Annotated in this window: 12 protein-coding genes; all 12 read left to right on the plus strand. The window is 33.9% G+C overall.

All coding sequences use genetic code 11. The features are described 5' to 3' along the window. Positions 1-64 precede the first annotated feature (64 nt). The 12 genes from J2S15_RS09705 (at position 65) to J2S15_RS09760 (ending at position 12,315) form a co-directional block, all read left to right on the plus strand. Positions 65-1,624 (plus strand): SpaH/EbpB family LPXTG-anchored major pilin, encoded by a 1,560-nt coding sequence (locus J2S15_RS09705; protein WP_307407756.1) that lies wholly within the window; start codon positions 65-67, stop codon positions 1,622-1,624. Positions 1,625-1,683: 59 nt separating this feature from the next. Beyond that, positions 1,684-2,571 carry a class C sortase gene (locus tag J2S15_RS09710; RefSeq protein WP_307407758.1) on the plus strand — a complete coding sequence of 296 codons (888 nt, stop codon included), beginning with the start codon at positions 1,684-1,686 and terminating at the stop codon, positions 2,569-2,571. After that, entirely contained in the window at positions 2,558-3,247 is a 690-nt protein-coding gene (locus tag J2S15_RS09715) for a class C sortase (protein WP_307407760.1), read from the plus strand. The genes J2S15_RS09710 and J2S15_RS09715 overlap by 14 nt, the downstream gene beginning before the upstream one ends. 222 nt (positions 3,248-3,469) lie before the next feature. Continuing rightward, entirely contained in the window at positions 3,470-4,474 is a 1,005-nt protein-coding gene (locus J2S15_RS09720) for a bactofilin family protein (protein ID WP_307407762.1), read from the plus strand. Positions 4,475-4,479: 5 nt separating this feature from the next. Beyond that, positions 4,480-5,352 (plus strand): hypothetical protein, encoded by an 873-nt coding sequence (locus J2S15_RS09725; protein ID WP_307407764.1) that lies wholly within the window; start codon positions 4,480-4,482, stop codon positions 5,350-5,352. Between the two features lie 61 nt (positions 5,353-5,413). After that, complete coding sequence (gene lepB, locus J2S15_RS09730; protein WP_307407767.1) at positions 5,414-5,908, plus strand: signal peptidase I; 495 nt, start codon at positions 5,414-5,416, stop codon at positions 5,906-5,908. A 64-nt stretch (positions 5,909-5,972) separates the two neighbouring features. Further along, positions 5,973-6,449, plus strand: coding sequence for a PTS sugar transporter subunit IIA (locus tag J2S15_RS09735; protein ID WP_307407769.1), 477 nt, complete (start codon positions 5,973-5,975; stop codon positions 6,447-6,449). 168 nt (positions 6,450-6,617) lie between these two features. After that, on the plus strand, positions 6,618-7,034 hold the full coding sequence (rpsL, locus tag J2S15_RS09740; RefSeq protein WP_307407770.1) for a 30S ribosomal protein S12: 417 nt from the start codon (positions 6,618-6,620) through the stop codon (positions 7,032-7,034). Positions 7,035-7,061: 27 nt separating this feature from the next. Beyond that, complete coding sequence (gene rpsG / locus J2S15_RS09745; RefSeq protein ID WP_307407772.1) at positions 7,062-7,532, plus strand: 30S ribosomal protein S7; 471 nt, start codon at positions 7,062-7,064, stop codon at positions 7,530-7,532. A 12-nt stretch (positions 7,533-7,544) separates the two neighbouring features. Further along, positions 7,545-9,617, plus strand: coding sequence for an elongation factor G (gene fusA, locus J2S15_RS09750; protein ID WP_307407774.1), 2,073 nt, complete (start codon positions 7,545-7,547; stop codon positions 9,615-9,617). A gap of 115 nt (positions 9,618-9,732) precedes the next feature. Further along, positions 9,733-10,917: an elongation factor Tu gene (tuf, locus tag J2S15_RS09755; protein WP_307407776.1), complete on the plus strand. Its 1,185-nt coding sequence runs from the start codon at positions 9,733-9,735 to the stop codon at positions 10,915-10,917. A gap of 270 nt (positions 10,918-11,187) precedes the next feature. Further along, positions 11,188-12,315, plus strand: a complete 1,128-nt coding sequence (locus J2S15_RS09760; protein ID WP_307407778.1) for a helix-turn-helix domain-containing protein — start codon at positions 11,188-11,190, stop codon at positions 12,313-12,315. Positions 12,316-12,568 lie beyond the last annotated feature (253 nt).

Here is a 12,568-nt window from a genome sequence, read left to right on the forward strand (position 1 = left end):
TGGTTACAACAGTACACGATACTGGTAACAATAAATTTTTATTCAAAGGAGAAGGAGAACAAAAATGAAAAGAATAAAAAAGATTATATATGCAATATTTGCATTAACAATGGTAGTTGGTTTATTTAGTGCCAACACACAAGCAAATGACAGCTTACCTGCTGACACAGGTAGTTTAACAATCCATAAATATTTAATGGATGACGTAAATAATGCAGGACCTAATGGTATTGGTACTGAATTAACTCCAGCACAATTACCAACAGGTGCAGCACCTTTACAAGGAGTAGCGTTTGATTTATATAAGATTGACACTACAGCAGGAGTGCCAATGGGAGGGGATGTTAAGTATACAATTTCAGGAACTACATTAACTGTAGATGACAATGGAACTAAAACTACTTATCCACTTACTTTAGTAAGTCAACAATTAACAGATGTTAATGGGGAAGCGAAATGGTCTGCATTAGCTAAAGGATACTACTTTGCAGTAGAAAACTTAGCTGATTCAACACCAAAAACTGCAGCTGGAGATCCAGTTACAATTGGTACATCAGTTGCACCATTCGTTGTAGCTGTACCAATGACAAACCCAGCAGGAAGTGGATGGCTGACAGATGTTCATGCATATCCTAAAAACGAACCATTAACTGTAGACAAAGAAGTTGATGATACATCAGTAACAGTTGGAGATATTGTGAAATATACAATTAAACCATCTGTACCATCTGATATCGAAACTTCAAAATCATATGTTGTAACGGATCTTTTAGATGAAGCATTAACTTTTGATGCAACTAGTTTAAAGGTATATGAGTTAAATGGTGATGGAAGTGTAAATACTGCAAAAGAAATTGCTGCAAGTAACTATACAGTTGCACAAGCACCATCAGGAACAAGTAATAAAATTACAGTTACTTTTAATGACACAGGACGTAGTACTGCTTTAAAAGGTAAAAAGAAAATTGGTGTTGTATTTAATGCAGCAGTAAACAGCAAAGTGTTAGATAAAATTGATCACTCAGTAGAAAATAAAGCATCAGTAAGCTTTACAAATGAGTATGACCAAGCATCTACTACAGAATCTACACCTACAAATACACATACAGGATCTGTAAAGATTGAAAAGACTGCAAACGATACTAGCAATGCATTAGCAGGAGCTAAATTCCAAATTGCATCTTCATTAGCAAATGCAAAAGCTGGAAACTACTTGAAGAAAGATGCAGCAGGAAACATCATCGACTTTGGTGAAACTGGTTATGCAGCTGCAAACGTATGGGAATTAACAACAGACGCTAGTGGAATCGCTATATTCGAAGGATTGGAAGATTACACAGGAACAGCAGCTTCACCTGTATATAATTCATACTGGTTAGTGGAAACATTTGCTCCAGGTGACTACAACTTATTAAGTGACCCAGTACAAGTAACATTTACTGCGGGAAGTACATCAGCAAATGCGTATACTCATACAGTAGGAGTTGTGAATACAAAAGAATTCGTATTACCTAGTACAGGTGGTAACGGAACTGTAATATTTACAATCGCAGGTATTGCAATTATTGGATTAGCTGGAATTATGTTAATCACAAGCAAAAAATCAAAAAAAGGTAATATTTAATGTACTCAAAGGAGAAGGATTACCTTCTCCTTACCTTTATATAGCATGAGGAAGACTTGATGAAAAAGAAGATATTAACTATATGTTTACTTCTGATTGGAATAGGTGTATTAGCTTATCCAGTTGTTAGTAATTATATTTATGAACTAAATGGTTCTTTTCTAATTGATGATTACTCACAGAGCGTGAGTGAAGAATCAAGTGAAGAGATTGAAGCAATGTGGAAAGAAGCATATGAGTATAATGAGAATTTATTGGGTTCACCAGTAAAGGATCCTTTTATCGAAGGTTCTGGTGTTACCATGCCTAATAACTATTCAGAAATACTAAATGTGAATGGAATGATGGGAAGTGTCAAAATTCCTAAAATTTCTGTTGATCTGCCAATTTATCACACAACCAAAGAGAGCGTGTTGAAAAAAGGCGTAGGTCACTTGGAAGGTTCAACCCTGCCAGTTGGTGGAGAAGGAACTCATGCAGTGCTTACCGGACATACAGGTCTGTCCAATGCGAAGTTATTTACGGATTTAGATTTATTAGAAGAAGGAGATATGTTTTATCTTTATATTTTAGATGATGTGTTAGCTTATGAAATTGACGAGATTACAGTGATCGATCCTGAAGATACGCAAAAGATAAAGAGGGTGGATGGAGAAGATTATGTAACACTATTAACTTGTACACCATACGGAGTGAATTCACATCGTTTATTAGTAAGAGGAAAACGTGTACCATATGATCCAGAAGTAGAGAAGTCAATTGATTCAATTACAAGTTCATTATTTGATACAAACGTAATTGTGGCTGCAATTATTACATCTGTGATTATGTTATTACTAATTTGTCTTGTTTTATATAGGAAGAAAAAAGGCAAAGAACTAAACCTTATAAGACTTATAAAAAAATCTAAGTTGAATAAGTGGGGCGCAGGCGATGAAGAAACATAAACATGGAAAAATAATTTCTTTAATTTTATTGTGTGTTGGAGTAGCTGTTATTGCGTATCCTTATATTGAACAATATTTATATTCCAATAATGTGAATAAGCAACTAGATGCATTTAAAGTAGAAGTAAAAGAAAATGCAAATCAATATCTTGAGTTGTATGAAATGATGAAACAATACAACAAAGATATCTATGATACAAACCAATTAGGATTGAATGAACCTTTTGCTTTTGAAAACCCTAGTTTCAAACTGGAAGATTGGGGTCTTATAGATAATATTGTTGGCTACATTGATATACCAGATATGAATGTAAAGTTACCGATTTATTTAGGTGCAACCAAAGAAAATCTAACCAAAGGAGCTGCTCACTTATCACAAACAAGTGTTCCGATTGGTGGTGAAAATACGAATTCAGTAATTGCCGCACATCGGGGGTATTATAAAGCAGCAATGTTTAGTGATATTGAAAAGTTAGAACTAGGTGATGAAATCTACATTATTAATTATTGGGATACATTAACTTATAGCGTAGTTGAAATTAAAATTATTGAACCTTCACAAATTAATGAAATCTTAATTCAAGAAAACCGAGATTTAGTTACACTTATTACTTGTCATCCAAAATGGGAAGATAACAAACGATATGTTGTCTACTGTGAACGAGTGGATGATTAGTATATTTGTATAAGATTACTATATCATTGATTGCCCCGCCTTCATCTGTATTATATGTATCGTTCGCCCCTTACATATAACTACAATGATTTAATACAACATGCCCTTTCAGTATAGCACTCGCAATCAATTGTTATAGATGGAATACTGCCCTATTCCAGCCCAATAACAACGGACAAATGTTCGTTGTTATATTTGTTTTATTTAAGAAGAGGTGTTTATATGAATCAAGCAACAGTTGAAGCAGTAAAAGCTGTATCCACTTCTATGGTGGTGATTCTTTTGGCATTAATTATAATCGTTATTGTTGTCAGTTATTTAATTGGAAGAATAACAAAAATGAAAGGAATTAAAGAATTAGAATTATTGAAACTAGTATATAAAGATTTAGATACAGAGATACAATCCATCGATTGGGATTCTTTTCATACAATCATAAACAGTTGCAGAGATGAAGAACTGCTTGCACAGGCAAAAACGATTCACTCGCAAATGAAAGATGTTGAAGAAGTGATGGTAACTGTGAACACGCTTATTCATTCGTTTGATAAAAAGAAATTAAAGAATAGTAGGATCAAAGACATTGAGAAAGTAATTACCTATATTAGAAGTATTATTGAATCACAAGAAAGCAAGATTCACAAATTAAAAGATAATATAAATCTGATAACAGAATCAGAACCACAGAGAAAACATAAAGCAGTTCATGCAATTAAGAAAACAATTGAAGTAAAACGAGAACTAGTAAAAGAGGAGAAGAAAAAGATGGATGAAATTAATAACAGTGTGGAACGTGAGCATTCAGTATTTGCAAAAGGATTAGTTATCAATGGTGATGTAAGTATTGATACATCTTTAATTATGAGTGGAGAAATTAATGGGAATCTTACCTGTGAAGAATATGTTGAGTTAGGTGAAAATGCAGTCGTGAATGGTGATGTGTCAGCAGCTTCTCTTGTTGTGCAGAAGAGTAAGGTTGTTGGAAATATTAAAGTTGTCAGAGAAGTTACTATTGGTGATGGAGCTTATGTAAAAGGTGATGTGGAAGCAGAAGTATTAACTGTAAGTGGAATGGTTGAAGGGAATATAAGTGCCAGATCAGAAGTGTCACTGACCAAAGATGCGCAAGTGCTTGGAAATATTGAAGCAGCTTATATTGATATTGAACGTGGTGCAAAAATCTCAGGTTCAATGAAAACAGGTGATGATTCTTCAAATAACAAATAAAGAGTATGCAAAAGTTGCAAAAGGTTGTCTTGTACCTTCTTATCACTGTATCAATTTCAATTATGATGCTATCTCTATTTTTTCTACAACTTTCTGCACCCACTCAAAAGACAAAGAAAAATGATATTTTTGTGTATCAGCAACTTACAGATGGGAATTATCTGATTATTGACTGTTTGGCAGATGAAAAAAGAATAGTTGTTGATAATACATATTTAGAGGGAAAGGTAGTAGGAATTAGTGAGAATACTTTTATTAACAATACAAAATTAGAAGAAATCATAATTTCTAAAGATGTTGAATTGCTAGATAAAACCTTGTTTATCAATAGTTCTAATTTGGAAAAGATTCTTGTAGCGAAAGGCGAAGCTGATAATTATAAGCAACAAATAGATAGTGGAAGGGTTTCTTCAGATAATGTTTCTATATATGAACAAGGATATATTGAAGTATTTGTTGATGGGCAATTAGTTGATGAAGTTGTTGATCAACTACTAATTATTGATTCTGAAGTTGCTGAGATTGAAGTGCGTTCTGTTGCAAAGCAAATTTATCATCTGAATAATGGGAAATGGGAACAAGGTGATGGCAGAGTTATATTAATTGGGGAAGTATCTTGGCATTACAATAATCAAGGAGAACAGCCAATAATTAGTGAAGATGAAACATTAATTATTGATGAATTGAATCAGCAGGAGAGTTATACAGTAATGGTTGATGATGAAATAGTTTTACGGATAGAAAGAAAGAATTCACCATACATAGTGGAAACAGGACAACAAGAAAATTATATTGATAAGTATAGATTGCTTATCTGTTTAAGTATCATAATAATTGGATACATTGCTTATGGAGAATACAAACGATATGAAAAGTAACTCAATGAATCAAAAACGTAAACATCTTAAAAACATGAATCATATTCTGGAGGGATTATATATGATTCGCTTTTCCTTTGGACTGGTATTTATCTTATTAGTTATAATGATATTTCTTGTTCGTCCTGTATATGTACATGGAGATAGTATGTATCCAACCCTCAGTGATGGCGAAATTGGATTCACCAATATGATTGATGTAAAACTTAATGATATTGAACGCTTTGATATTGTAAGTGTTTATAGCGAAGATGAAGATAAGATTTTAACAAAAAGAGTCATTGGTTTACCAAATGAAACATTAGAATATCGAGAGGGAGAACTTTATATTGATGGAGAAGTAGTAGATGAGTCTTTTCTTGATGAACAGTATATAAAGAAACAGACAAATGATGGAAGGCTTTTGTTTACTTCTGACTATGGACCAATTACACTTGATGAAGATGAATATTTTCTTTGTGGTGACAATCGTTTGATTTCTAAGGATTCCAGAATATCAGGACCATATAAAAAGGAAGATATTATTAGTAAACATTTTTACTCTGTACTGAAATGATTTCACATTCTTCTTGCTTCTTTGTCGGATAGTTTATGATACAATATAAAAGAGGAGTAATATTATGGAAGATAAAAACTATAGTATGTTTAGTGCCCCAGTCAGTGGAAAGATTTATCCACTTCGTGATAGTTTAGATGAGGCAGTTGCTCAAGGTTTTCTAGGAAGAGGGATTCTAATATTACCTGAAGATAATATTGTATATTCGCCTTGTCATGGACAGGTGGTACTGGTGTATCCAACCAAACATGCAATCATCATTAAATCAGATGATGGGATTGCCGTTCTGGTTCATTTGGGAATGAATACAGCAGAGTTGAATGGGGAAGGTTTTACAGTACATGTGAAGGATGGCGATTACATTGAACAGGGACAGAAACTGTTGGAATTTGATCTGGCATTTCTTAAAGATAGTAAGTTGTCATTACTGTCGCCAATTGTCTTTCCTAACCTGAATGATCTGGATTTTATGTCAGTATTGCATCTGGGTGAGGCAGCAGCCAATGAACCACTAGTGATGATTTGCAAGAAAGATGATTAATGCTGGTGTTTCCGATATAAAAATTGAATGTAAAAAAATGAAAAGAGTGTTGACATCACTCTTTTATTGTTATATTATTAGATGGCTAGCGAGGTTCCTTTAGGGAACATTTTAAATGCTATGGGATGGCACGCCCGGAAATGTGTGCTAGAATCGAAAGGAGAAAATATGCCTACAATTAATCAATTAGTTAGAAAAGGTCGTAAAGATAAAGTATGGATCATGAAAGCACCTGCTTTGAACAGAGGTTACAACTCTTTGAAAAGTCGTCCAACTAGTCAAGCAGCACCACAAAAACGTGGAGTTTGTACTCGTGTTGGAACAATGACGCCAAAGAAACCAAACTCTGCTCTTAGAAAGTATGCTCGTGTTCGTTTAAGTAACGGAATGGAAGTCAATGCTTATATCGGTGGAATCGGACATAACCTACAAGAACATAGTGTTGTGTTGATCCGTGGTGGTCGTGTTAAGGATTTACCAGGGGTTCGTTATCACGTTGTTCGTGGTACATTAGACTGTGCTGGAGTGAGTGAACGTAACCAAAGTAGATCTTTATATGGAACTAAGAAACCAAAAGCGAAATAGTCGCAATCATGAAAAGGAGGAATTAATATGCCTAGAAAAGGACATGTTGCAAAACGTGATGTATTAGTAGATCCAATCTACAACTCTAAATTGGTCACTCGTCTGATTAACAAAATCATGGTTGACGGTAAGAGAGGAGTAGCTCAAACTATTCTTTACAATGCGTTTGATATTATTGAAGTAAAATCGGAACAAAAACCGATGGAAGTTTTTGAACAAGCATTAGAAAATGTAATGCCTATGCTTGAACTAAAAGCAAGAAGAGTTGGGGGTTCAAACTACCAAGTTCCAGTGGAAGTTTCTCAAGAGAGAAGACTTACATTAGGACTTCGTTGGATCGTCAGTTACGCTCGTTTAAGAAACGAAAAAACAATGGAACAAAGATTAGCAGGTGAAATCATGGATGCAGCTGCTGGAAATGGAGCTTCAGTTAAGAAACGTGAAGATATCCATAAAATGGCGGAAGCAAATAAAATGTTTGCTCACTATCGCTGGTAGGAGGAATGATACATGGCTCGTGAATTTACATTAAAAATGACACGTAATATCGGAATCATGGCCCACATTGATGCGGGTAAGACGACGACAACTGAGCGTATCTTATACTATACAGGGGTAAACCACAAAATTGGGGAAACTCATGATGGTGCTAGTACAATGGACTGGATGGATCAAGAAAAAGAACGTGGAATCACAATTACATCAGCTGCAACAACAGCTGCATGGAAAGGGTACCGTGTTAACATTATCGATACTCCAGGTCACGTTGACTTTACAGTAGAAGTAGAACGTTCACTTCGTGTACTAGATGGTGCTGTTACTGTTCTTGATTCAAAAGCAGGAGTAGAACCACAAACTGAAACAGTTTGGAGACAAGCAACTTCATATGGAGTTCCTAGAATTGTATTCTGTAATAAAATGGATGCTACTGGGGCTGACTTTGATATGAGTTGTCATACAATTGTTGACCGTTTAGGGGCAAAAAGTGCACCTATTCAATATCCAATTGGAGCAGAAGCAAATTTCAATGGTATTATTGACCTAGTTGAAATGAAAGCTTATAACTATACAAATGAGTTAGGAACTGAAATTGAAACAATTGAAATTCCTGCTGATTTAAAAGATAAGGCTGCTGAGTTACACCAAGGATTGATTGAAGCTGTTGCTGATTTCGATGATGAACTTATGATGAAAGTTCTTGAAGGTGAAGAACCAACAGTTGATGAAATTAAAGAAGCAATCCGTAAAGCAGTAATCACTGGTGAATTCTTCCCAGTATTATGTGGATCTGCTTATAAAAACAAAGGGGTTCAATTATTGCTAGATGCTGTAATTGCTTACCTTCCTTCACCTATTGATGTGCCAGCGATTACTGGTACTACACCAAAAGGTGATGAAGAAACTCGTGAATCAAGTGATGAAGCACCATTCAGTGCATTAGCATTTAAGATCATGACAGACCCATTTGTTGGTAAGTTATCATACTTCAGAGTTTACTCTGGAACTGCTAAATCAGGTACTTACGTATTGAATGCAACTAAGAATAAAAAAGAACGTTTCGGACGTATTCTTCAAATGCACTCAAACGAAAGAAAAGAAATCGGTCAAGTATATGCAGGAGATATCGCTGCTGCTGTAGGATTGAAAGATACTACTACTGGAGATACACTATGTGCTGAAAATGCACCTATTGTACTTGAAGCAATGGAATTCCCTGAACCAGTTATTCGTGTAGCAGTTGAACCTAAATCAAAGGGTGACCAAGATAAGATGGGATTGGCTTTATCTAAATTAGCTGAAGAAGATCCAACTTTCAAAACTTACACAGATGATGAAACTGGACAAACAATTATCGCTGGGGTTGGAGAACTTCACCTGGATATAATTGTTGACCGTATGAAGAGAGAGTTTAAAGTAGAAGCAAACATTGGGGCTCCTCAAGTTGCTTACCGTGAAACAATTCGCGAAGCTGCAGATTGTGAAGGGAAATACATTAAACAATCAGGTGGACGTGGACAATATGGACACGTTTGGATCAAGTTTGAACCAAACCCTAATGAAGGATTTGAGTTCCAAGACAAGACGGTTGGTGGATCTGTACCAAGAGAATACATCAAGGCTGTTGGTGAAGGGGTTGAATCTGCTTTACATAACGGTATGTTAGCTGGATATGAAGTAATTGATATTAAGGCTACATTATTCGATGGATCTTACCATGATGTCGATTCAAGTGAAATGGCTTATAAGATTGCTGCTAGTATGGCACTTAAAGAAGCTGCTAAGAAATGTAAACCAGTACTTCTTGAACCAATTATGGAAGTTGAAGTTACTGCACCAACAGAATACCTGGGATCAGTTATGGGAGATGTTTCATCTCGTCGTGGTATGATTGATGGGCAAGAAGAAAGAGGAAATGCAATTAGCGTTCGTGCTATGATTCCTTTATCTGAAATGTTCGGTTATGTAACTGACTTACGTGGGTTCACACAAGGACGTGGAAACTACTCTATGAAGTTTGCTCACTACTCAGAAGTACCTAAGAGTATTGCTGAAAAAATCATGAAAGAACGTGCAAGTGCATAAATCATTTTAGATATTGCTTTTATGATGGATTTGGATTAAAATAAAAAAGGATAACTTAATTATTGGTTATATACCAAAAAATGAAAATTTAACTTAAATTAGGAGGAAATTAAAAATGTCTAAACAAAAGTTCGATAGATCGAAAACGCATGTTAACATCGGTACAATTGGTCACGTTGACCACGGTAAAACTACTTTAACTGCAGCTATTACAAACGTATTAGCTAGTAAAGGTCAAGCAGAAGCACAAGCTTACGACCAAATCGATGGTGCACCAGAAGAAAAAGAACGTGGAATTACAATTAACACTGCTCACGTTGAGTACCAAACTGAAAAACGTCACTATGCTCACGTTGACTGTCCAGGTCATGCTGACTACGTTAAGAACATGATCACTGGGGCTGCACAAATGGATGGAGCAATTCTTGTAGTTGCTGCAACTGATGGGCCTATGCCTCAAACACGTGAACACATCTTACTTGCTAACCAAGTAGGTGTTGACAAAATCGTTGTTTTCTTAAACAAATGTGACATGGTTGATGATGAAGAATTAATTGACCTTGTTGAAATGGAAGTTCGTGAATTATTAAGCGAATACAACTACGATGGAGATAACGCACCAGTTATCCGTGGTTCTGCATTGAAAGCTCTTGAAGGAGAAGCTCAATGGGTTGAAAAAGTTAACGAATTAATGGACGCTGTAGATGCTTACGTACCAGATCCAGTTCGTGAAACTGACAAACCTTTCTTGATGTCAGTGGAAGATGTTTTCACAATCACAGGACGTGGTACAGTTGCTACAGGACGTGTTGAACGTGGACAATTGAACATCAACGAAGAAGTTGAAATCGTTGGTATTAAAGATACTAAGAAAACAGTAGTTACAGGAATCGAAATGTTCCGTAAATTATTAGATTACGCTGAAGCTGGAGACAACATTGGAGCATTGCTTCGTGGAGTTAACCGTGACGAAATCGTACGTGGACAAATTCTTTGTAAACCTGGAAGTGTAACACCTCATACTCAATTTAAAGCACAAGTATATGTTTTAAGTAAAGAAGAAGGTGGACGTCACACTCCATTCGTTTCTAACTACCGTCCTCAATTCTACTTCAGAACTACAGATGTTACAGGAGTAATCACTTTACCAGAAGGTACTGAAATGGTTATGCCTGGAGATAACGTAGAAATGAACGTTGAACTAATTGCACCAATCGCGATTGAACAAGGAACTAAGTTCTCAATCCGTGAAGGTGGACGTACAGTTGGAGCTGGAAACGTTACTGAAATCGTTAAGTAATTATTCTTAAACTTAAGCAATTCTCATTAGAGAGTTGCTTTTTTATTGTAAATATTGATTATTATCTGTGATTTTCTGTCCTTTCAACTATTTGTTTTCAAACTTATTGTCATGAAAAAATATTGATTTTCTTTGGTGCAGTATTATAATTTAGTTGACATCAATCACAAGCTAGAAAGAAATTTAGTCATAATAAATATAGTATCTAATTAATTAGATTTTAATTAACAGCTTCCTGATGCTAGCTTCTATATAAATGAGGAAAATATGATGAAAGATATACGAGGGTTATTTATTAAACTAAATCGAGAAAAGTTAGGATATTCCTTAGAAGCGCTATCAAATGGAATATGTTCTCCTTCGTATTTATCAAAAATTGAAAATGATGAATTAAAGGCTAGTGAAGATATCTATATTCTTTTACTCAATAAACTTGATATTGATTATAATTTCAATGATAATTTGAAAAATGAAAAAGAATGGTTGAATAAATATTTTGAGTTTTATATTTCATCTGATGTACAATGCAAAAAATATGCACTTAAATTAAGAGAGAAAGAGGATATACTTGATGTATCCGATTTGTTTATTTATTTTCAAATTTTTAAACTATATACAAATGATTATATAGAATGGAAAAATATTGTAGAATTAGAGCATTATGTAGTCTATATGAATAGTAAAGAAAAATTTCTTTATTATTTATATAAGGGATTATTAAATGATGAAGATATATCTGATGTATATCTCAATGAAAATGTAAGTCCATTAATTTTTAAATCAAAAGGAAATGCATTATTAAAACAAGAATTATATATTGAAGCATATGACATGTACAGTAAAGGTTTTCAAATAGCAGCACAAATTGGTCATACTACTACTATGTGCGACTTATCAATTGACTTAGGATTTATCTGTAGTTTCTTTGACTTCAAAGCAATGGAAAAGTATTACCAAAGAGCCATAAAGATTTCCCAAAATAATAAAACAGTAATCTCACTTGTTTTTTATAATATAGGATCAATATATTTAACTGATAGATCAAAATGGTCAGATGCATACAAGTATTTGAGTAAAGGTATACAACTATGTGAAGATAAGAAACTGCTAGAAAAATATAAGAATAATTTATTTATATATTATTGTCTAATTAATGATTCTAGTAAAAAGCAAAAGCAATTTAATCTTATTAACAAAGATAATGAATATTATATAATGTTTTCTGAAATGAATAAGAATAATAATTATGACCATGACATTTTATTTTCAGATGAACTTTTTAGAATTTATAAAGAAAATAGTGATAATCGACTATTAGAATATTTATATCATAGAAACTGCATTGCAAATCGAAAATATAAAGAGGTTATTTGCGATGATATAAAAAATAAATATTAAATAAATGCAATGGTATAGCAATGAGGATAATTCTCATTGCTATACTTTTTGTGTTCAACAGGATAAATTATAATAAACTTCTTAAATTGAGAAAAATGAATAATATATCTATCTTAACAGAAGAAATTCACTTAATATTTCACAACTATAAATTATTGAATCTTTGATAATCAAGGATGATAATAATCTTAGGAGGTAAAGAATATGAAAGAATTGTCATTTGATATTAACCTTAATGTTGCTGTTGCATGTG

It is taken from the genome of Breznakia pachnodae (genome assembly GCF_030814225.1).
GTDB classification, from domain to species: Bacteria; Bacillota_I; Bacilli_A; order Erysipelotrichales; family Erysipelotrichaceae; genus Breznakia; species Breznakia pachnodae.